This window comes from Rhizobium sp. N621, from assembly GCF_001664325.1.
GTDB classification, from domain to species: domain Bacteria; phylum Pseudomonadota; class Alphaproteobacteria; order Rhizobiales; family Rhizobiaceae; genus Rhizobium; species Rhizobium esperanzae.
This window is the reverse complement of record NZ_CP013495.1, coordinates 2,824,756-2,844,497: the sequence shown is the minus strand read 5'-3', so window position 1 is coordinate 2,844,497 and position 19,742 is coordinate 2,824,756. Positions and strand designations below refer to the sequence as shown.

The 19,742-nt window shown below is 62.3% G+C and carries 19 protein-coding genes; 10 read left to right on the top strand and 9 right to left on the bottom strand.

Annotated features, from left to right (window positions below; genetic code table 11):
• Positions 1–93: 93 nt before the first annotated feature.
• Complete coding sequence (znuA, locus tag AMK00_RS13900) at positions 94–1,158, bottom strand: zinc ABC transporter substrate-binding protein ZnuA (protein WP_064810731.1); 1,065 nt, start codon at positions 1,156–1,158, stop codon at positions 94–96.
• Positions 1,159–1,259: 101 nt separating this feature from the next.
• Here znuA and AMK00_RS13895 point away from each other — a divergent pair, with 101 nt between their 5' ends.
• Genes AMK00_RS13895 through AMK00_RS13885 form a run of 3 tightly spaced genes read left to right on the top strand, consistent with a single transcriptional unit; the run spans position 1,260 to position 3,410 of the window.
• Complete coding sequence (locus AMK00_RS13895; RefSeq protein WP_064810730.1) at positions 1,260–2,210, top strand: ATP-binding cassette domain-containing protein; 951 nt, start codon at positions 1,260–1,262, stop codon at positions 2,208–2,210.
• A complete protein-coding gene (gene znuB, locus AMK00_RS13890; protein ID WP_064810729.1) occupies positions 2,203–3,015 on the top strand; it encodes a zinc ABC transporter permease subunit ZnuB in 813 nt (270 codons plus the stop codon). The genes AMK00_RS13895 and znuB overlap by 8 nt, the downstream gene beginning before the upstream one ends.
• Positions 3,012–3,410 (top strand): Fur family transcriptional regulator, encoded by a 399-nt coding sequence (locus AMK00_RS13885; RefSeq protein WP_064803581.1) that lies wholly within the window; start codon positions 3,012–3,014, stop codon positions 3,408–3,410. The genes znuB and AMK00_RS13885 overlap by 4 nt, the downstream gene beginning before the upstream one ends.
• 245 nt (positions 3,411–3,655) lie before the next feature.
• Here AMK00_RS13885 and AMK00_RS33035 read toward each other — a convergent pair whose 3' ends face one another.
• Complete coding sequence (locus AMK00_RS33035) at positions 3,656–4,900, bottom strand: hypothetical protein (protein WP_335720554.1); 1,245 nt, start codon at positions 4,898–4,900, stop codon at positions 3,656–3,658.
• Positions 4,901–5,223: 323 nt separating this feature from the next.
• Between AMK00_RS33035 and AMK00_RS13875 the strand changes: the two genes are divergently transcribed.
• Together AMK00_RS13875 and AMK00_RS13870 are read left to right on the top strand one after the other, a co-directional pair.
• Positions 5,224–5,799, top strand: coding sequence for a transglutaminase-like cysteine peptidase (locus tag AMK00_RS13875; protein ID WP_064810727.1), 576 nt, complete (start codon positions 5,224–5,226; stop codon positions 5,797–5,799).
• Positions 5,800–5,867: 68 nt separating this feature from the next.
• Entirely contained in the window at positions 5,868–6,266 is a 399-nt protein-coding gene (locus tag AMK00_RS13870) for an ester cyclase (RefSeq protein WP_064810726.1), read from the top strand.
• A 20-nt stretch (positions 6,267–6,286) separates the two neighbouring features.
• Here the strand turns inward: AMK00_RS13870 and AMK00_RS13865 are convergent, their stop codons facing one another.
• Positions 6,287–6,655 carry a hypothetical protein gene (locus AMK00_RS13865; RefSeq protein ID WP_064810725.1) on the bottom strand — a complete coding sequence of 123 codons (369 nt, stop codon included), beginning with the start codon at positions 6,653–6,655 and terminating at the stop codon, positions 6,287–6,289.
• 311 nt (positions 6,656–6,966) lie between these two features.
• Here AMK00_RS13865 and AMK00_RS13860 point away from each other — a divergent pair, with 311 nt between their 5' ends.
• On the top strand, positions 6,967–7,368 hold the full coding sequence (locus AMK00_RS13860) for a hypothetical protein (protein ID WP_064810724.1): 402 nt from the start codon (positions 6,967–6,969) through the stop codon (positions 7,366–7,368).
• A 214-nt stretch (positions 7,369–7,582) separates the two neighbouring features.
• Complete coding sequence (locus AMK00_RS13855) at positions 7,583–8,290, top strand: methyltransferase family protein (RefSeq protein ID WP_064810723.1); 708 nt, start codon at positions 7,583–7,585, stop codon at positions 8,288–8,290.
• A 147-nt stretch (positions 8,291–8,437) separates the two neighbouring features.
• On the opposite strand, the gene AMK00_RS13850 is transcribed toward AMK00_RS13855, so the two are convergent.
• On the bottom strand, positions 8,438–8,968 hold the full coding sequence (locus AMK00_RS13850) for a gamma carbonic anhydrase family protein (RefSeq protein WP_064810722.1): 531 nt from the start codon (positions 8,966–8,968) through the stop codon (positions 8,438–8,440).
• 10 nt (positions 8,969–8,978) lie between these two features.
• On the bottom strand, positions 8,979–9,674 hold the full coding sequence (locus tag AMK00_RS13845) for a fumarylacetoacetate hydrolase family protein (protein WP_064810721.1): 696 nt from the start codon (positions 9,672–9,674) through the stop codon (positions 8,979–8,981).
• A 273-nt stretch (positions 9,675–9,947) separates the two neighbouring features.
• Between AMK00_RS13845 and AMK00_RS13840 the strand changes: the two genes are divergently transcribed.
• Entirely contained in the window at positions 9,948–10,700 is a 753-nt protein-coding gene (locus AMK00_RS13840; RefSeq protein ID WP_064810720.1) for a nucleotidyltransferase domain-containing protein, read from the top strand.
• A 274-nt stretch (positions 10,701–10,974) separates the two neighbouring features.
• Here AMK00_RS13840 and AMK00_RS13835 read toward each other — a convergent pair whose 3' ends face one another.
• Both AMK00_RS13835 and AMK00_RS13830 read right to left on the bottom strand, forming a co-directional pair.
• A complete protein-coding gene (locus AMK00_RS13835) occupies positions 10,975–11,955 on the bottom strand; it encodes an SDR family oxidoreductase (RefSeq protein WP_064810719.1) in 981 nt (326 codons plus the stop codon).
• A 161-nt stretch (positions 11,956–12,116) separates the two neighbouring features.
• On the bottom strand, positions 12,117–12,674 hold the full coding sequence (locus AMK00_RS13830) for a DUF308 domain-containing protein (protein WP_064810718.1): 558 nt from the start codon (positions 12,672–12,674) through the stop codon (positions 12,117–12,119).
• 136 nt (positions 12,675–12,810) lie between these two features.
• Here AMK00_RS13830 and AMK00_RS13825 point away from each other — a divergent pair, with 136 nt between their 5' ends.
• Together AMK00_RS13825 and AMK00_RS13820 are read left to right on the top strand one after the other, a co-directional pair.
• A complete protein-coding gene (locus tag AMK00_RS13825; protein WP_064810717.1) occupies positions 12,811–13,395 on the top strand; it encodes a TetR/AcrR family transcriptional regulator in 585 nt (194 codons plus the stop codon).
• A 68-nt stretch (positions 13,396–13,463) separates the two neighbouring features.
• The gene (locus AMK00_RS13820; RefSeq protein WP_237350401.1) at positions 13,464–13,838 is read left to right on the top strand and encodes a SecDF P1 head subdomain-containing protein; all 375 of its coding nucleotides are present in this window, start codon (positions 13,464–13,466) and stop codon (positions 13,836–13,838) included.
• 135 nt (positions 13,839–13,973) lie between these two features.
• Here the strand turns inward: AMK00_RS13820 and AMK00_RS13815 are convergent, their stop codons facing one another.
• Together AMK00_RS13815 and AMK00_RS13810 are read right to left on the bottom strand one after the other, a co-directional pair.
• On the bottom strand, positions 13,974–15,944 hold the full coding sequence (locus AMK00_RS13815) for an adenylate/guanylate cyclase domain-containing protein (RefSeq protein ID WP_064810715.1): 1,971 nt from the start codon (positions 15,942–15,944) through the stop codon (positions 13,974–13,976).
• Positions 15,944–19,663: a FecR domain-containing protein gene (locus tag AMK00_RS13810; protein WP_064810714.1), complete on the bottom strand. Its 3,720-nt coding sequence runs from the start codon at positions 19,661–19,663 to the stop codon at positions 15,944–15,946. Before AMK00_RS13810 ends, AMK00_RS13815 begins: the two co-directional genes overlap by 1 nt.
• Between the last annotated feature and the right edge of the window lie 79 nt (positions 19,664–19,742).

Here is a 19,742-nt window from a genome sequence, read left to right as displayed (position 1 = left end):
TGTTATATCATTACATAGTTGATGCCGAAAAAAGGCGGAACGGGGTCATCCGCCTCTTTCCGCCTCAGCTCTTTCCAGGGCGTCGCATGACGATCATGCGCTGGAAAGGCAGCCCTTCATGCTATCGGCAATGCCGCGCATGAGGGTGAAGTAGAGATCGGGGCCGGCCTTGAGCGTCGCCGCTTCCGGGTCGAGCACGCCTGATTTGGCGCTCGTGCCCTCGATGACGATCTTGACGAGGCGCGGCTCGAATTGCGGCTCGGCAAAGACGCAGGTTGCGCCGAGTTCGCCGACCTTGCGGTGGATTTCCGAGACGCGCTCGGCGCCGGGAATGGTTTCCGGGCTGACGGTGATCGAACCGGCGACGCGGATGCCGTAGCGGTGCTCGAAATACTGGTAGGCGTCGTGGAAGACGACGAAGGGCTTGTCCTTGATGGGCGCGACGGTGTTAGCGATCTCCTTGTCCAGCGCCGTCAGCTTGTCATCAAGCGCCTTAGAATTGGCCTGATAGGTCAGCGCATTGGCGGGATCGGCGGCGACCAGCGTGGTAGTGATGACAGTGGCCATCGCCTTCGCATTCATGGGATCGAGCCAGAGATGCGTATCGAAGGCGCCATGGCCGTGTTCATGTTCTTCGTGATCCTCATCATGCGCGTGGCCATCGTCATGTCCGGGCTCAGCCGCATGATCGTGACCATGGTCATCTCCGGAGGCATTTTCATGATCCCCGTCGTCATGTGGCTCGAAGGCGCCGCCTTCGCGGAAGGACAGCTTGGTCAGGCCTGGCGCATTATCGAGTTCGACGACGCTGGCGTTCGAGCCCAAAGCTTCGAGCGGCTTTTCGAGAAAAGCCTCCAGGTTCGGGCCGACCCAAAAGATGACCTTGGCCTCCTGCAGCGACCGCGCGTTCGAAGGCTTCATGCTGTAGGTGTGCGGAGAGGAGGCGCCATCGACGATCAGCTCCGGCTCGCCCACGCCCTCCATAATTGCCGCAACCAGCGAATGGATCGGCTTGATCGAGGTGACGACGACGGGCGCATCGGCTGCCTGCATCGTGCCGGCAAAGAGCAAGGCGGGTATCGCAAGGGCCGGGATGGCGAGGGTAGCCGGAATTCTGAGGGCCAGGCTGTGCAGGGTAGGCCCCAAGGCGCGTTTCATCATATGCTCCGCTTGAATTGTAAGTGTTATGTTATTACATCAATTGCGTTATGCTATAACGTGTGCAATAGCAGGATGCAACAGCGCTTTCGGAAAATTTGATGCTCTCTCCCGCAAATACCAAGGGCGAACGGCTGGTTTCGCTCGAAGATGTCGGCGTTCTGCGCGGCGGCCGCTGGCTGGTGCGCGGCGTCGAATTTTCCGTTTCGCGCGGCGAGATCGTCACGCTGATCGGTCCGAACGGCTCGGGCAAATCGACGAGCGCCAAGGCGGCGATCGGCGTGCTGAAGCCCGACGAGGGAAGGGTCGAGCGTCTTTCCGGCCTCAAGGTCGGCTATGTCCCGCAGAAGCTTTCGATCGACTGGACACTGCCGCTGACGGTGCGCCGGCTGATGACGCTGACCGGGCCGCTGCCGGAGCGCGATATGCAGGCGGCGCTCGAAGCCGCCGGCATTGCCCATATGATCGGCGCCGAGGTGCAGCATCTTTCCGGCGGAGAGTTCCAGCGGGCGCTGATGGCCCGGGCAATTGCTCGCAAGCCTGACCTGCTGGTGCTTGACGAGCCGGTGCAGGGAGTGGATTTCTCGGGCGAGATCGCGCTTTACGATCTGATCAAATCGATCCGCAATGCCAGCGGTTGTGGCATCCTGCTCATCTCGCACGATCTCCATGTCGTCATGGCCGAGACCGATACGGTGATCTGCCTCAACGGCCATGTCTGCTGCCGCGGCACGCCCGAGGCCGTCAGCCGCAGCCCGGAATATGTACGCCTGTTCGGCAGCCGGGCGGCCCAGACGCTCGCCGTCTACAGCCATCACCACGATCATACGCACCTGCCGGATGGGCGCGTGCTGCATGCGGACGGCTCCGTGACGGATCATTGCCATCCCGGAGATGGACATCACCCGCATGAGCACGCTCATGATTCCCATGAGCATGCACATGGCCAAGATCATGGGCATACGCATGCGCACGCTCATGACGATCATCATGGGCACGATCATGCTCATGAACACGCCCATTCCCGCAGCGGGGAGGGCCGCCATGTTTGACGATTTCTTCGTGCGCGCCATCCTTGCCGGCGTCGGGCTGGCGCTGACGACCGGGCCGCTCGGCTGCTTCATCATCTGGCGGCGTATGGCCTATTTCGGCGATACGATCGCCCATTCGGCGCTGCTCGGCGTCGCATTGTCGCTGCTGTTCGAACTCAACCTGACGCTGGCGGTCTTCGCCGTCGCCGCGCTCGTCTCGGTGCTGCTGCTCTTCCTGCAGAAGCGCCAGGCGCTGTCGGCCGATGCGCTGCTCGGCATCCTCTCGCATGCGACGCTCGCGATCGGCCTCGTCATGGTCGCCTTCATGAGCTGGGTCAGGATTGATCTCATCGCATTCCTGTTCGGCGATATCCTGGCCGTGTCCACCACCGATATTGCGCTGATCTGGGGCGGCGGGCTGTTCGTGCTGGCGGCGATCGCCTGGCTGTGGCGCCCGCTCTTGGCTGCCACCGTCAATGCCGAGCTTGCCGAGGCCGAGGGGCTGAGACCCGAGCGGGCGCGGCTGTTCTTCATGCTGCTGATGGCCGTCGTCATTGCCATTGCCATGAAGATCGTCGGCATCATGCTGATCACTTCGCTGCTGATCATTCCGGCGGCGGCCGCACGGCGCTTCTCGGTCACGCCGGAAATCATGGCTGTGCTCGCCTCGCTGATCGGAGCGGCCGCCGTCGTCGGCGGGCTGTTCGGCTCGCTGACCTACGACACGCCGTCCGGCCCCTCAATCGTCGTCGCGGCGCTGATCCTCTTCATTCTCAGCCTGCTTCCCGTCAGGCGCCGCGCGCTTGCGCAAGGACAAGGCTCATGACAACACCGCAACTCACCAAGAACCAGTCGCTGGTCTTCGAGGTGCTTGAGAAGGCCGAGGGGCCGCTCAGCGCCTATACCATCCTCGACAAGCTGCGCGACCATGGTTTTCGCGCGCCGCTGCAGGTCTACCGGGCGCTGGAGAAACTGCTCGAATATGGCGTCGTGCACCGGCTCGAAAGCATCAATTCCTTCGTCGCCTGCGCCCATCCGGGCGACAATTGCCACAGCCACGGCATCGTCGCCTTTGCCATCTGCGAAAGCTGCGGCCAGGTGATGGAATTCCATGACCACGAGGTCGACCACCGGCTGATGAGCTGGGTGCGTGGGCAGAAGTTCAAGCCGGAGAAGACCACGATCGAGATCCGCGGATTGTGCGAGGCCTGCGCGGCGTAAGACGGGAAACCGTTCCGTTGCCGACGATAGGGCGATCAAAAAGATAAGGCCGGCAAACCGGCCCTCCACTTGTTGACCACCTTTTTCCGTCCGAGTCATCCTCGCGCTAGCTTTCGCTAGCTTCGAGGATCTGCCTCGTGTCGACCGTACGGAGATGCTCGCGACAAGCGCGAGCATCAGGAAAAAAGGGTTCGCCCGCTCTGCCGGCCAGCCGAGTGGCGGGCAAACCGCCTCAATCGTTCCGATCAGTTTTTGCCGGAACCGCCCTTGCCGGCGCCGTCATTGCCGCTGCTGCCCGCGCCGTCGTTGCTGCCCTTGCCGGCACCATCATTGCCGCTGCTGCCCGCGCCGTCGTTGCCGCTCTTGCCGGCATCGCCATTGCCGCTGCTGCTCGCGCCGTCGTTGCCGCTCTTGCCGGCATCGCCGTTGCCGCCGCTGCTCGCGCCGTCGTTGCCGCTCTTGCCGGCGTCGCCATTGCCGCTGCTGCTCGCGCCGTCGTTGCCGCTCTTGCCGGCATCGCCGTTGCCGCCGCTGCTCGCGCCGTCGTTGCCGCCCTTGCCGGCATCGCCATTGCCGCTGCTGCCCGTGCCGTCGTTGCCGCCCTTGCCATGGCCGTGATCTTCCTCGCCCTTGCCGCCCTTGTCGCCCTTGCCGCCCTTGTCGCCCTTGCCGCCCTTGTCGCCCTTGTCGCCCTTGTCGCCCTTGCCGCCCTTGCCGCCCTTGTCGCCCTTGTCGCCCTTGTCGCCCTTGTCGCCCTTGTCGCCCTTGTCGCCCTTGTCGCCCTTGCCGCCCTTGTCGCCCTTGTCGCCCTTGTCGTCCTTGCCGCCCTTGCCGCCCTTGTCGCCCTTGTCGCCCTTGTCGTCCTTGCCGCCCTTGTCGCCCTTGTCGCCCTTGTCACCCTTGCCGCCGCTGCCGCCCTGGTCACCGCTGCCGCCCTGGTCACCGCTGCCGCCCTGGTCACCGCTGCCGCCCTGGTCACCGCTGCCGCCCTGGTCACCGCTGCCGCCCTGGTCACCGCTGCCGCCCTGGTCACCGCTGCCGCCCTGGTCACCGCTGCCGCCTTGATCGCCGCTGCCGCCCTGGTCACCGCTGCCGCCTTGATCGCCGCTGCCGCCCTGGTCGCCGCTGCCGCCTTGATCGCCGCTGCCGCCCTGGTCGCCGCTGCCGCCCTGGTCGCCGCCGCCGCCCTGGTCACCGCTGCCGCCTTGATCGCCGCTGCCACCCTGGTCACCGCTGCCGCCTTGATCGCCGCTGCCACCCTGGTCACCGCTGCCGCCCTGGTCGCCGCTGCCGCCCTGGTCGCCGCTGCCGCCCTGATCACCGCTGCCGCCATTTTGGCCGACGTCTTTGCTGTCCCCGTCATCGCCACCGTTGCCATTGCTGGCGTGCGAGCTGGCGCTGGATGTCTTCTTGCCACCCGCGTCGTGACTGCTGCGATCCTTATCGTTCGGACCGAACTTGCTGTCGGTCTGTATTGCCCGCGTGGGCATGCACAGCCTGTATTCGAGGGTGCCGCGGACTGCGGCCTTGCAATTAACAACTGTGGGGGCTGCCGTTGCCAAGCTGCTGCTTGCCAGAAGGGACGCCACAGCGAGGCTGAATTTTGCTGCTCTGCCGATCATTTCATTCGTCTCCCAAGGTTAATTAACCGTTAATTGGAAGAACGTTTATACTAACAAGGGATTAATATGAAGAATAAACAATGGTTAATCTGTTCCAATCATTAAATACAGTTAAATTCACAAGTATAAAATTTTAATAAATTTTTATACTGGCTGTGTTATTCTCCCGTGACGAACAGAGGGAATCGGCCATGAAGCGTCTCCTTTCTCTTGCGGTATTTTTGGTGATTGTTCCGCATTTTCAGGCAGTTGCGGGATCGTCGCTGCCCGTGACGCGAAGCATCGGCGCACCGGTGGGATTCGCTGCGGCCTGCGCCAAGTACAAGTGGCTGTGCGGCAGTACGGTGGCGCAACAGTTGGACGAGCAGGCGGGAATAGCGCTTCTTCAAAAGGTCAATCGTGCCGTAAACGGACGTATCGTTTCGGCGGAAGATCGCTCGTCATCCGGAAATGGGGATGTCTGGTCACTGCCGGTTGCCGGCCGTGGCGACTGCGAGGATTATGCGCTGCAGAAGATGAAGGACTTGATCGAGGCGGGTTTTCCATCGAACAGGCTGGCGCTTTCCGTGGTGATCGGACCGCATGATCAGAACCACGTCGTTCTGATTGCCCGCACGGCCGGCGGCGATTATGTGCTCGACAATCTGACCAGCGCCGTGAAGCCCTGGCGCACGACGGGTTACACGTTTCTGGCCACCCAGGATTTCCAGTCGCGCACCGGCTGGCGCGTGACGCTTGCCGGTCCCCGCGCCGGCGAGTTCTCCTGAGCTGAAAGCCGCAGCGCGGCGCGCTCGCTGCCGCTGCCGAATGCTTCAGCCGCGCAAGGAATTCGTCTGTGACCAAAACCGAACTTGCCGATCTCTACCGAGGCTACATCGCCTGCCTGAATCGGCAGGACTGGCCCGATCTCGGCCAGTTCGTCGACGAGGATGCGGTCCATAATGGCCGGCGGCTTGGGCTTGCGGGCTACGTCGCCATGCTGGTGCGGGATTTCGATCTGATTCCCGATCTTTCTTTCAATGTGCGGATGCTTCTTATCGATCCGCCTTACGTTGCCTGCCGGCTTGGCTTCGACTGTTCGCCGAAAGGAAAATTTCTCGGGCTCGATGTGAACGGCAGGCGCCTTTCCTTCACCGAAAACGTGATCTACGAATTTCGCGGCGGAAAAATCATCGAGGTCTGGTCGGTCATCGACAAGGCGGCGATCGAGGCTCAGCTTGTGGACGGGCTGTGACACGGCGGAGCGGGACTTCGTCAGAGGATGGCGACGCGCTCGCCGAAAGGCGTATCCTTGTCGAAATTGCGGGTGCCGATCCGCTCGCTTTCACCGGACAGGAGCGGCTGTTCCGCTGCTTCCCCGGCCTCTTCTCCTTCGCCCGATCGCGCATGCCCATGCCGCTTTCCATGCTGCTCCTCGTCGACGAGCAGATCCGGATGCGGAATGAGAGTGCCCGCACCATTCGTCTCCGCAGCTCCCTTCGATGCCTGCTGATCGGCCAAGATCTGCGACTGGCGGGCGGCAACCCAGGCATTGTCTGATTCCGAGCCGATCGAGGTGCTGATGCCGACCTTGGTGGGCTCGGACGCAGCTGTGGAGGAGATGCTGTTGACGGCTTCGACCATGGGGCACTCCTGCTGGTGTGAACCGGCGGACCAGTTGAGCCGTCATCCGACGGCTGATTGCCGATCCAGGATTTCAAATATTGGGCGTCAGCGGGAAAACGCAAGGCGGCATGGCTGCCCTCTGGAAAAGGCGGAATCAGGTGCAAAGGCGGGAAATTCGACGATGGATTGCATGGCCGGCAAGCTGCCTGGCGCATGCAAGATGTAAGAATCAGAAACACTTTGTGACTAAGCTACTACAAAAGCTGCACTTTTCGACTTGCGAGGCAAGTAGAGATGACGGATATTGCTCTCATGTTGAGGACGCTCTCATGATCCGAATGATAGAAGACCCTGCCGAACTGGCTGGCGAAGACATCACTGGCAAATATATTCTCCGGAAGCTGAACTATCATTGGTTCGCTTACGGCAAGGCGGCCATCGTGACCGCCTGTAAAGGCACGATCCTCCATCTCGATCGGGAGGAAACGGTCTATTCCGAGCGCTGGGGCCGTCGCGCCTATACAGGGACCGGTAAGCGTTATCCCGGCGGCATCTGTCCCATTTCGGCGGTCGCCTGTGTTTGCGATACCCCCGATGACGTCAATGCCGTCATTCAGCTGGATGTCGAAGCGCAGGACGAGTTCTATCAGCTGATCGCCAAGACCGAAGCCAGGGTTCGAGCGCTTGCCGCTTCGTCCGGAGAGAACCAGTTTCTGGAAGCGGCCGAATAGGCGTTTTTCAACAATATCCAACACTGCCGCAACGGCAGTCTCCGGCCACGCAACTGCGGAAACAATGACGTCTGTTATCGGAGGCGGTTTCATTTGCCGCCTTGCCACGGGTTGTCGCGCGCGTTTCACTTCCTAAATCAGGCGTAGGACTGTCGGATTTTTGCCGCCGCTGCAGACAGCAGAAGGCGCTTGCCCGGTGGAGCGGAAAACGGTCATGACGCAGGAACACAGCCAGCTGCGTCGCTCGTTTGCGGCGGCGCCGTCGCTCGGATCGCTCGCGATAACCGTCGCGGTGATGGTTGCCGCACTGTTCTGGCCCGCCGGCACGTTCGCCTGGCCGCGCGGCTGGATCTTTCTCGGCCTCTTCCTGGCGCTGACAGCAATCGCGCTCGTCTCGATCTCGCGGACGAATTCGGAGTTGTTCGCGGCGCGCAGCCGATATCAGAAGGGAACCAAGCGCTGGGATGCCGTGGTCGCGACGCTGACGATCATTCTCTTTGCTGCCATTCTTCCGATCGGCGCGTTCGACGACGGCCGTTTCCACTGGGCGCCGCAACCCTGGTGGGTCGTTGTCCTCGGTTATCTCTTGATGGGCGCGGGCTATCTCGGCCTCACCTGGGCACAATCGGTCAACCGGCATTTCGAGCCGACGGTGCGCATCCAGACCGACCGCGACCACAAGGTGATCGACAGTGGGCCCTATGCCGTGATCCGCCACCCCGGCTATGCAACCGCCATTTTGCTCGCCGCCGGGACAGCGCTGTCACTCGGGTCGCTCTATGCGTTGATCCCCGTGGGGCTGCTCGTCGTCGTGCTCTTTGGCCGGACGCTCGGAGAGGAGGCGGAGTTGCGCAAAGGGCTTAAAGGATATGCGGAGTATATGGAACGGGTGCGCTGGCGCTGGATTCCGGGTGTTTGGTAAGCGATTGGAAGCGCCTGTCACCCGCCTCGGCCTTCGAAGCTCCGGCCCTTAGTCTGCGCATCCTAGGATGAGGGTTGTATGCCGTGTGGCTGGGCCGAGGTTGCCAGCCGGCGCTTCGAAGGACGAGGGCGCCACGGCCACCGCCAATCACCCAATCGCCCTGAGATCTCGCGCAAACCGCTGCCAATTCGCTACATAATTTTCCGCCGAACGGCGGATACCCTCGACAGCCTTCTCATCCAACACCCGCACCACACGGGCCGGCGTGCCGACGATCAGGGAATTGTCGGGGAATTCCTTGCCCTCCGTCACCAGCGCACTGGCGCCGACGAGGCAGTTGTTGCCGATCCTGGCGCCGTTAAGAATGGTCGCGCCCATGCCGATCAGCACGTTGTCGCCGAGCGTGCAGCCGTGGAGGATGGCGTGGTGGCCGATGGTGCAGCCCTTGCCCGTCGTCAGCGGAAAGCCCATGTCGGTATGGGCCATGACGCCTTCCTGGATGTTGGTGCCGGCGCCGATCGTGATCCTCTCATTGTCGCCGCGCAGCACCGATCCGAACCAGATGCCGACATTCTCGCCCAGCTCGATATCGCCGATCACATGCGCATCCGGCGCGATCCAGTGAAGGCCGGCGGGCGGCAGTTTCGGCGTCAGGCCGCCAAGCGCGTAGACGGGCATGGACCTCTCCTCAGACGATGTCGACCGACAGCTTTGCGACGCCGTCGATGCCGCAGGTGATCCGGTCCCCTCTGGCAACCGCGCCGACGCCGGCCGGCGTGCCGGTCATGATCACGTCTCCGGCCGCCAGCACGAAGAGCTTCGACAGTTCGGCGATGATCTCCGGCACCTTCCAGATCATCTGGTTGAGGTCGCCGTCCTGCACGCGCCTGCCGTTCTGCTCCAGCCAGATCCGGCCGTCGGCGGAATGGCCGAGACGGCTTGCCGGAACGATCGCCGAGACAGGGGCGGAATGTTCGAAGGCTTTGGCGAGCTCCCAGGGGCGGCCGAGCTTCTTGGCCTCGCCCTGCAGGTCGCGGCGGGTGAAATCGATGCCGACGGCATAGCCGTAGACGCAGTCAAGTGCATTCTCGGCCTGGATGTTCGCGCCGCCCGATTTCAGCGCCAGCACGCATTCCACCTCGTAATGCACGTCGTTCGACAGCGGCGGATAGGGAAAGGCATTGCCGGGCGGCAGCAGATTATCGGCGTTCTTCTGGAAGAAGAAGGGCGGTTCGCGGCTGGGATCATGACCCATCTCGATCGCATGGTCGGCATAATTGCGCCCGACGCAATAGACACGGCGCACCGGGAAACGCTCGTCGCTGCCTTCGACCGGCAGCAAAACCGATGCGGGACGCGGAATGACGGTGGCGGGATGGGGCATGGCGGGCCTTCCTGTTCAACGAGTCTTTGGGCGCATCTTAGACGGAAAACAGTGCGGCGGGGAAGCGTGCTTGGCGGATTGACGCTGTTGCCGGCGGGCGATAACTTGCGTCCATGAGCAGGATTTTCGCAGTCTCCACGATGTCTACGACCACCGTTTGGCGGTGGGTGGCAGACGCGTGAACTGAATTCCGTTCATTGCAGAAGACACCAACCCGCCGGAAACGAGCGGGTTTTTTGTTGCCGCTCGTCTCCCGCATTCGAGGACGAGAACGTGGACGATATCCAGAAACAGATTCTTGCCGAGCGGGCGCGCGCCGCCGCCCGCCGCTCTCTCGCCAGCCGCTATGCCGGGGCCGCCTTCGCCTATGTTTCCGGATCCATCATGCGCGGCGAGGGGGCTGCCTTTTCGGACATTGATCTCGTCGTCGTGTTTTCGTCGCTCGGCAGAGCCTGGCGGGAATCCTTCACTGAAGACGGTTTTCCGGTCGAAGCCTTCGTCCATGATCCGCAGACGCTGGCGCATTATCTCCATCAGGACGCGGAGAGCGGCTGTCCTGTCATGGTCAATATGGTTGCGACAGGCAGCATTATCGGACCCGATGTCGAGCGTGGGCGCCTCATCCAGGCGAAGGCGGCGGGCGTTCTCGCCGCGGGGCCGAAGCCTCTCGATAGCCCGAGCTATGATATGCTGCGCTATCAAGTCACTGATCTCGCCGACGACCTGCGCGGCGACCGACCGCCTGAAGAAATCGCTGCCATCGCGGCGGCTCTCTACCAGAAGCTCGCCGATCTGATGTTGCTTGGGCGCGGCGCATGGACCGGCCGCGGCAAGTGGGCGCCGCGGCTCATGATGAAGCTTGATGCGGAACTGGCCGCGGAATTCGATGCCGCGTTCAGGCTGGCGGTGCAGGGTGACGGCGCCTGGCTCCTGGCTCTCGCCGATCGGGAACTTGCCCTGCATGGCGGGCGCTTCTTCGACGGCTTCAAGCAGGAAGCTCCGGTGGAGGCGCGGCGGCTGGAATAGGTGCGGGTGGTCGATAGAGCCTCACCCTGATGTGCCCCGTGAGTGGCCTCGAAGGGCAAGGCGGGTGCGCCGGCTTCGGATGTAGGCAAGGAGCAGCGGTGGAGCGCGTCCTTCGAGGCTCCGGCCTTTGGCCTGCGCGCCCAGGATGAGGGATGTTGGAGGATGCCGCGTTCCAACGAGAGGGGAGGAGCATGGGCGAGAACGTCGCTCCAAACTCCCTGTGCCTGTCCCACGGGCGAGTGCGCTGTCGCCACCACTCGCTGCCTGCCGTATCCTAACCAAGCCCACCTTGCTCCGCGCAAATCCTGTCAATCAGCCCATCGAGTTCATCCCTCGGCGGCCGGCCCTTAGCAAGGCGCTGCCTGAGGTGCATGATCGAGTCTGCCAGGATTTCATCCAGGCTCTCGGCGCAGGCGAAATCGCCCGCCACGCGCTTGACCTTGGAATTATCGAAAATGGCCGTCCAGGCCTTGTCGCCGAGGAGCGGGCCGATCCATTCCGGATTGTACTTGATCAGCGTGTCCGTTGGGACGTGGACGATCTTGGCTTCCACGCCCAGCAATCTTGCGATGGTCTTCTGGATATCGTTCCAGAGGTGCGCACGATCGGAGGTGATGTGAAAAATCTCTTTTAGCGCCGCCTCTTTGCCGAAAAGGCCGACGAAAGGCACGGCGAAATCGATCGAGCGGGTGAGCGTCCAGGGCGTGTGGCCGTCGCCGGCCACGATGATGGGGTCGCCGTCCAGCATGCGTCTTGCCATGATATCGCTGTCGCCCATCATGATCGGCAGGCCGGTGCGGACGGTGTGGCTGGGGCGGACGATCGTCCAGGCGAGGTTATCGGACTTCTTGAGCAGTTCCTCGCAGGCGATCTTGGCCTGGCTGTATGGCCAGTACGGATTGATCGCCGGCGTCTCCTCGGTGATCACGTAGTGGCGCGGGGGTTTTTCGTAGACCGAAGCCGAGGAGATGAAGATGTACTGGCTGCAATTGCCCGAGAAGACCTCGATATCGCGCGCGACCTGATCCGGCGTGAAGGCGATGAACTGGCAGACGACATCATAATTGGTCCTGGCGAGATCGGCGTAAGCGCTCGACCCCAATTCGTCGACGATCGAGGTGACACCGGCGGGCAGGGCGGCGTCTCTCAAGCCGCGATTGTAGACGCCGACATGGTGGCCTGCGGCAACGGCGCGTTCGACGCAAGGATAGGAAATCTGGCCGGTGCCGCCAATGAAGAGAACTTTCAAAGCCATAGGAGTGACCTCGGAGGCTGGGCGCGGGGACTGTGATTGCCCTTCATAGCGCGAAAGGATGTCATCGTCTTCCGCAAATCTCTTGCATCGCCGAGATCATGAGTGCGTCGTGCCCGGCTTCCAGCGGCGGCAAGCCTACCGCCGCAAGAGCCGGATAGTGCCTATGCGTCCGCCCTGCGATAGGCCGCGACGGCAAGCCAGATCGAGGAGAGCAGGAAGTAGAACGCGCCGAAACCCGTGTAAGGCACGATATCGAGGATCGTCGGCGGGACCGTGCCGAGCGATCGGCCGATCATGAAGCCGCCGGCCAGGGCGGATTGCGCGCCACTCAGGATCATCACCGATTGGGCGCCTTCAGTGCGCCAGCGCCTCACACCAGTATAGAGCTGCAATAGGCCTGAGAGGATCGCCCAGGCCCCGAAAACGGCGAGGACGGCATGGGTGCTCTTACCAAGCGCAATACTGACGGCGAGCGCGGTGACCGTGCTGACCACGACATTCAGCGTCTGCGACGAATTGGTCCGCAGGCCGCCATTGACCCGGGCGTCGACCAGATTGGCGAGCGCATCCCACAGGGGATAGATCACCAGCAGAAAGGCCGCCGCGCCAGGCTGGCCGGCAAAGACAATGGCGGCGGCAATCCAGAGGACCGAGAATGCGGCGCGGAAGAAATAGTAGGATCGCAACCAGTCGGACTGGTTCGAAGATTCGGTTTGCATGAGCAGACTCCGTTTTTGTCTACCTACTAGTAGGAAGGCCGCAAAGTGGAGTCAATGCGGTTTCCATACACCTTGTTGTGAAGGGAAACGGAGCACCAGGGCTTGACAATCTCCCTACCAGAAGGTAGGCGACTACATGAAATCAATGGCTTCGACATCGGATAAGATCCTCGATATTGCCCAGTCGCTCATCGTGGCGGGCGGCTATAACGGCTTCAGCTATGCTGACATTGCGGATGCGATCGGCATTCGTAAGGCGAGCATCCACCATCATTTTCCGACAAAGGCCGAGCTGGTCTCTGTGCTGGTGGATCGTTACACCAGGCAGGCGGCGGCGGGCTTGCAGTCGCTGCGCGAGCAGGCGGCAAGCCCTGCCGATCAGCTGCAGTTCTACATCGACTATTGGCGTTCCTGCATCGAGAACGCCGCGCAGCCCTTCTGCGTCTGCGCCATGCTTGCCGGCGAAATGCAGATGCTGCCCGACGAGGTGGCATCACGCGTGCGCGCCCACTTCCGAAATCTGGCGGCATGGCTGACCTCGGTGCTGGAGGCCGGCGTCGAGCAGGGGCTGTTCCGGCTGGACAGGCCGGAACAGCAGGCCCAGATGCTGATGGCTTCCGTTCATGGGGCGATGCTATCGGCGCGGGCTCTCGGCGACCCCGGATTGTTCATCGCGGTGGTTGGACCTGAGGTCGCAAAGTTGCGGGTAGTTACTCCTTAAGGCACCGCCGTCAACGAGGCATGCGACCAGAACGAGGCCGGGATCGGAGTGATCGAATGAGAACAAAAATGGCTGCGTTTGTCTTTTCTTGCTCAGTCTCATGGGCGGTTCCCGCAATAGCAGAAACTGTTCAATTGCAGGTCGCGAGCGGAGAAGTGATTGCGCGGTCAAGCCAAAAGAATCGAATCCGGCTAACCCTTACTTCCGACGGCTCCCGAAATTTGTCCGAATTTACCGCGCGTCATGTCGGCATGGACATAGATGTGTTGATTGACCATAATGTCGTTTCATCGCCGCACCTAGATGACCCGCTTCTGTTTTCTGGACGGCAGCTTCAGATCGAAATCCCAGCAAAAACATCGGGTGCCGAAAACACGCTGGCCATCAAAAAGCTGGTTTCCGGAAAGGCGATCCTTGAGCTCCGGTCTGGTGGCTCCGAATAGCTAGCCGTCCCCCCGCGACCTGCCAATGCTAACGAGGACGGATTTGAAGCGATTTGTAGGACGCCATCATTACCGTTAGATCGAATAAGTGCTGCTCATCCATCTAGCCGCCCGCCGGTGGAATTAGTCCCCGACTTACTCCCCACCATCGCTAACCAGTGCATCCTGCACGATCGCGTAATAGGCGGCAAGCTCGGGGATATCGCCGGCCAGTTTTTCGAAGATGACATCCGATGGTGCAAGCGTCCCGGCATATTTTGCGTCGATGAAGGCCTGATGAGCCGCCAGCGCTTTGGCGTCCGCTTTGTGCACGACGGTGAAGACGGGCGAGGGGACCGTGCGGCCCTTGACGATGATGCGGTCGAGTTCGACGATGATGTAAGTATCGGCGACCAGCCTTGCGGTTTCCTCGCCGAGTAGCAGCGCCACGCCGTAATTCTTCGAGGCGCCTTCGAGGCGGGAGGCGAGGTTGACGCTGTCGCCGAGGCAGGAATAGTCGAAGCGGCGGGTCGAGCCCATGTTGCCGACGATGCATTCGCCGGTATTGATGCCGACGCCCATCTTCAGGACGTGCGGCTTGCTGCCGAGTGCGGCCGCTTCCCGCTCCAGCTGGCCATTCAGCCTCGATATGGCCGCCTGCATGGCGAGCGAGGCCCGCACGGCGTGAAGCGCATGGTCGGGATCGTCGAGCGGCGCGTTCCAGAAGGCCATGATGCAGTCGCCCATATATTTGTCGATCGTGCCGCCGTGATCCATCACCACATCGGAGAGCGGCGTCAGCAGCCGGTTGATCAGGCCGGTCAGCTGTTCCGGATCGTCCTTCAGCGTCTCGGCGATGGTGGTGAAGCCGCGTACGTCTGAGAACAGCACCGAGAGCGTGCGCCGCTCGCCCCCGAGCTTCAGCTGCGTGGGATCGCTCGACAGGCGCTTGACCAGATCGGGCGAGATATATTGGGCGAAGGCGCGGGTGATCTGGCGCTTGTTGCGGCGCTCCTCGGCAAAATCGAAAGCGGCCTGGCCGAAGACGACGGAGATATAGGCGACCGTAGGCCCAAGCGGCGAGACGAAGACATGGGCCAGCCGGATACAGGCGGCACTGACGGCCGCGAAGGCGAGGAGGGCGGCCGCACTGTTCACGACCGTCAACCATCCCGTCGAGCGCCAGACGGTGGCGGCGGCAAGCAGCACCGATATCAGAATGCAGGCGGCAACCGTCGGCAGCCGGGCCTCGGCGATCGACAGGTCACGCCGGATATTGTCGTAGATCGTCGCCTGGATCTCGACGCCGGAGACGAGCTTGCCGGTGTGAACGGTATAGGGGGTCGCGAAGGCGTCGACGCCGCCCTTATCGATAGCAGGCGCATTCTGCAGGCTGAGGCCGACGAGCACGACCCGATCCTTGAAATAATCGGGAGGCAGCAGGTTCTTCGGGTCGAGCGCCTGATAATAGGAGACGGTGGGATAGCTGCGGGCCGGGCCGAAGGATTGGATAAGCCGACCAGCCGGCAGGGCTTCGGGCGCCACTCCCGAGGCCTTTGCAAGCATGGCGGCAAAGCCATCCTCGTAGCCCGGAATGCGGCGGAAGATGCCGTCGCCGCTGAGATCGATCGAGGCGATGCCGGTGACGGCGCCTGCGTCGGTCAGCTGCGGCAGGGGTGTGGCGCGGATCAGTTGCGAGGCCTGTGGCGTCTCGATCAGCGTCTCGTCGCCAGCCAGCACGACATCGGGTCCGACGGCCCTGGTGATCGCGGCGTCATTATCCGGGTTCGAGGGCTCGGCCATGATGATGTCGAGGCCGATGACGCGGGCGCCCGCGGCGCGCAACTGGCTGATGAGATCGGCATGCAGGCCGCGCGGCCAGGGCCATTGCGCATTGATATCGGCAAGCGAGGGTTCGTCGATCGCGACGATGACGGGTCCGCCAGGTGGCGGACGGGGATCGTCGACGGTCGAGAGATAATCGAAACTTCTGAGCTCCAGCAGCGACCAGGCGGGCAGGCGCGACAGCAGCGAGATGGCGATCAGCGTGGTGAGCGACAGCACCAGCAGCCTCAGATGACGGCCTCTGATCTGCCTGGCCTGCCGATGCTTGTCCCGCACCCGCATCAGAAGCGGACTTTGAGCGTGCCCTTGAAGGCGCGGCCCCAGCCGGGCACGCCGGGCGTGACCTCGAAATCCTCGTCGAGCAGGTTATAGGCGGCCGCTTCCAGCTCGATGCGCTTGTCGAACGGTTCCCAGACCAGGTGGGCGTCGAGGCTCCAGTAATCGTCGAGCTTGGTGCCGAACCGATCGCCGTCGCGCTCGCCGATATAGTTCGCGGCAACCGTCGCCTTGACCTTGGCCTCGTTCACCCAGGTCAGGGCAATCTGCCCGGAATTCTGCGGTATGAAGGGAAGAGGGCCGCCATAGATCGGTTCGAGCGGATCCCTGTTCTCCGAATCCATATAGGCATAGGTGGCTGAAAGACCGAAACCGTTGCCGAGCGCGACGTTGGCAGTGACGGAAGCGCGATCGATGCTGCCGCGCGAAATCGGCAGGCTGGTATCGGAGGGAAGCGAGATCAGCGGAAAATCGACCGAGAAATCGTGCAGTTCCTGATGCTGGTATTCGACCGACGTGAAGAAGCGGTCGGTCCATTCGGCATCCCATTGCAGGGCGACCGTATCCGTATAGCCCTGCGGATCGGCGGAAAACTGATTGGCCTGCAGGCCGAGGATGCCGATCGGGGCAAGCGTCGGAATTCCAGTATCAAAGCTTTGACGCATGAAGGCGGCCCGCAGCCAGTGGTTTTGAACCGGCGCCCAGGCGAGGCCGAAGCGCGGCTCCAGCCGGGTGATGTCGGTGCCGTCGCCCTCGAGGTGCGTGGCGAACAAGGCGTATTCGCCCTTGAGATCCGGGGTGATCTCGTGCAGCACATCGACGTAGGCGCGGCCGATATCGATGGTGCTCTCGGTGTGATCGGGAGGCGCTGTCAAGCCCAGGAGCGTCTTATCGACCGTGCTGTTGATATCCATCCAGCCGCCCTCGATGCCGTAGCGGAATGTCAAAGGTCCGGCGCCTATGGAATGGCTCAGAGCGCCGATATAGGTTTTGGATTCGGTCTCCTGAGTGACATCGGTGAAGGGAATGATGAAGGGAACCCCTGCACGGATAAACAGCGGATCCAGGTCGACATCAAGCGCGTCGCTCGTCTTCGACTTGCTTCCGGAATAAAGCAGCGCTCCATTCACCACGTTTTCATATGCAAACGTGTGGCTCCAGCCGAGGCCGGCATATGTGCCTTCGCGTGCCGTTTCCTCTGTTGTGTAGAGAGGCAGCGGCAAAGGGACACCGAACAGGAGTTCCATGAACCCGGTATTTGAGGATAGTGCGCTCAGCGCTCCATCATTCTTGGCATGGTTGACGAAGGCTACCACGCGATCATCAGGCGTGACCGTCGCGGTTAGATAACCGTCGGCGCTCAGCAACTTGTTACCGGTTTGAACGTTGCCGAAATCCCGATAGTCGCGATCGAGCGCCAACTCTTGCCACGTCATATCGGCGCGGAAGCTTATTGGAATGGTTTCGTTCGAATAGCCTTGGATCTCGGCTTCGCCGATGCGGCGGGTGTGGCCGTCGACACTGTTGATGCCGCCGCCGAGCGAGCCTTCGATGAAGGGCACATCGAAAAGCGTTACCGAACGCGAACGGCCGGACAGCATGTGCGGAGAGAGCAGCAGGCCCTGAATGAAGGATGAATAGGTCGACGTGTTGATGCTATATTGGCTGACGCTGTCGTCGCTGAAGCTCGTCGCGTTGACGAAAGGAAAGATGCTGCCCTTGATCGACTGGTCGATATAACCGGTGCCTTTGAAAGGATCGAAGACGGCATCGCCATAAAAGCGGCCCCAGGCATCCAGTCCCTGCAGGCGGAAGGCGTCGTTCAGGGTCGAGCCGGCGCTCGCATTGGCGCCGAGGGCACTATAATCGCCGCCGCGGGCGCGCGAGCGGCGCAGATATTCCTGCGCATTCCGGATCGCGCCATCGGCATCGTAGTCGTCGATATCGACGGCCGTGCGGAAGGCGGAGATATCGGGGTCGTTCTTGTCGATCCGGTCGGCATTGTCGACCGCTTGGTTGAAGGGAATGCGATCGCCCTTTTCCAGATGGGCGATGGCGAGTCCCAGCTGAGCGGATGAAAGGCCGGGATTTGCGGTCGCGGCGGCCAGCAGATCGTCGAGCGCTTTGTCGGTCTCGCCGTTCTGGATGTAGTAGCGGCCGCGCGCAAGCAGGGCGAGGTCGAAGGAGGGGTCGACGGCAAGGGCGGTGTCGATCTCGCGCTTGGCTTCCTTCATCCTGGATTGGTCGAGATAGAGGATGGCGAGATTGGCGTGTGCGACCGGATCCTCGGGATCGAGCTCGATCGCCTTCTTGTAGGCTGCCTCGGCTTCGCGATCGGCGCCGCGGTCAGACTGGAGCAAACCGAGATCGTTCCAATTCATCGACGAGCCCGGCATGTCGGCAAGCGATTGGTTGAGATCGGCAAGCGCCCCTTGGATGTCGCTTTCATAACCTTGGCGATAGCGCGCCCGCGCCTGCAGGCCGTCGGGATCATGAGGATCGATCGAAAGCGATCGATCGACCGCTTCCTTCATCTGAACGCGGTCGTCGATGAGCTGGGCCAACAGCGCGCGCCGCGCCGGCAATGTCGGATCATTGGGATATTGCTTTTCGGCCTGTTTCAGCACCTCGATGGCGGCGGGGATATCTTGCAGGAAACCGGCAGTATAGGCCTTGGCGATAGCGCCGTTCGGGCCGATGGCTGCATCGGCCGGCGGATTTTCCACCCGTTGCGGATCAGCGAGCGAGCGCGAATAATAGCCGCCATAGGCTGCAACGGCGCGGCGTTGCGGATCGAGATGCGGCAGCGCTTTCTCGAAAAGCTTGGCGGCCTCGGCATAACGCATCTGCTCACCCGCGATCAGGGCTTCGAGCAGCTCGCCGCGGGCGCGTTGGGCGGCCGAAAGCGGCAGGGCGCGGGCGCGGGCGAGGGAAGCCAGCGCATCCTTGGCGCTTTCGAACGTCAGCTGTACTTCGGCAAGCGTCAGCCAGTCTGCAGCGCTGCGGTTTTGCGCCGGCACGGCGGCGATGCGCCCACGCTCGCTGCGCATGGTCGCCGTCGACAGCGGCGAGGCAGGCATCATGGTAAAGCCGCTGCGGAGGGTGAGATAGAAGAGCATCTGTTCGCGATCGTCGGGATTGACGCTGACGATCTTGCGCGGCGCCTGACCGATGGTGGCGACCGCCCCTTCGCCCTGGTTCACCTCGACGCTGCCCTGCGGGTTGGAGAGCGCCACCCGGCCTTCGAGCACGATCATCGAGGTCTGGTCGCCCTTGACGGTCATCGTCCAGTCGGTGCCGCGGATGGCGGCTGCGGCGGCCGGTGTTTCCACAGTCAGGGCCTGGCCGCCGCGCTGGGCGCGGGCCCAGATCGTGCCGGCCTGAAGCTCGAGCACCGTGTCGCCGCTCGCGGCCATCTTCTTGACCTGCAGCGACGAATTGCGGCCGAGGCGGACCTGGGTGTGATCGGAAAAGACGATGGCGAGCTGGCCGTTGGCGTTAGTGCGCAGTACGTCTCCAGTCAGGAGATCCTGGTTGATGTCGACGACGCGCCAGTCCGACACGTCGATGAATCGCACTTCCTCGCCGGTCTTTCGGGCAATGACCGAGCCGGCGACCGGCGTGGCACGCGGCACGGGATCGGCCATCGCCGGCAGCCCGAAACCGGGTACGACAAACGCAAGCGCCACCCCGATGCGACAGATGTTATTGGAGTAACCCCGCATGATCTCGACCCCATCCCCGCTTTCCCCTTTGTCGGTGTAGAGTGAAAAAGTCAAGCGTGTTGCACACGTGTTCTTGCTT

Bases quoted from the DNA above. Each gene is read 5' to 3' on its own strand.
- AMK00_RS13825 (WP_064810717.1), top strand. From the start codon at position 12,811: ATGAAATCAATGGCTTCGACATCGGATAAGATCCTCGATATTGCCCAG.
- AMK00_RS13865 (WP_064810725.1), bottom strand. From the start codon at position 6,655: ATGGTCGAAGCCGTCAACAGCATCTCCTCCACAGCTGCGTCCGAGCCC.
- AMK00_RS13875 (WP_064810727.1), top strand. From the start codon at position 5,224: ATGAAGCGTCTCCTTTCTCTTGCGGTATTTTTGGTGATTGTTCCGCAT.
- AMK00_RS13815 (WP_064810715.1), bottom strand. From the start codon at position 15,944: ATGCGGGTGCGGGACAAGCATCGGCAGGCCAGGCAGATCAGAGGCCGT.
- AMK00_RS13830 (WP_064810718.1), bottom strand. From the start codon at position 12,674: ATGCAAACCGAATCTTCGAACCAGTCCGACTGGTTGCGATCCTACTAT.
- AMK00_RS13860 (WP_064810724.1), top strand. From the start codon at position 6,967: ATGATCCGAATGATAGAAGACCCTGCCGAACTGGCTGGCGAAGACATC.
- znuA (WP_064810731.1), bottom strand. From the start codon at position 1,158: ATGAAACGCGCCTTGGGGCCTACCCTGCACAGCCTGGCCCTCAGAATT.
- AMK00_RS13855 (WP_064810723.1), top strand. From the start codon at position 7,583: ATGACGCAGGAACACAGCCAGCTGCGTCGCTCGTTTGCGGCGGCGCCG.
- AMK00_RS13845 (WP_064810721.1), bottom strand. From the start codon at position 9,674: ATGCCCCATCCCGCCACCGTCATTCCGCGTCCCGCATCGGTTTTGCTG.
- znuB (WP_064810729.1), top strand. From the start codon at position 2,203: ATGTTTGACGATTTCTTCGTGCGCGCCATCCTTGCCGGCGTCGGGCTG.
- AMK00_RS13835 (WP_064810719.1), bottom strand. From the start codon at position 11,955: ATGGCTTTGAAAGTTCTCTTCATTGGCGGCACCGGCCAGATTTCCTAT.
- AMK00_RS13850 (WP_064810722.1), bottom strand. From the start codon at position 8,968: ATGCCCGTCTACGCGCTTGGCGGCCTGACGCCGAAACTGCCGCCCGCC.
- AMK00_RS13810 (WP_064810714.1), bottom strand. From the start codon at position 19,663: ATGCGGGGTTACTCCAATAACATCTGTCGCATCGGGGTGGCGCTTGCG.
- AMK00_RS33035 (WP_335720554.1), bottom strand. From the start codon at position 4,900: ATGCCCACGCGGGCAATACAGACCGACAGCAAGTTCGGTCCGAACGAT.
- AMK00_RS13820 (WP_237350401.1), top strand. From the start codon at position 13,464: ATGGCTGCGTTTGTCTTTTCTTGCTCAGTCTCATGGGCGGTTCCCGCA.
- AMK00_RS13895 (WP_064810730.1), top strand. From the start codon at position 1,260: ATGCTCTCTCCCGCAAATACCAAGGGCGAACGGCTGGTTTCGCTCGAA.
- AMK00_RS13885 (WP_064803581.1), top strand. From the start codon at position 3,012: ATGACAACACCGCAACTCACCAAGAACCAGTCGCTGGTCTTCGAGGTG.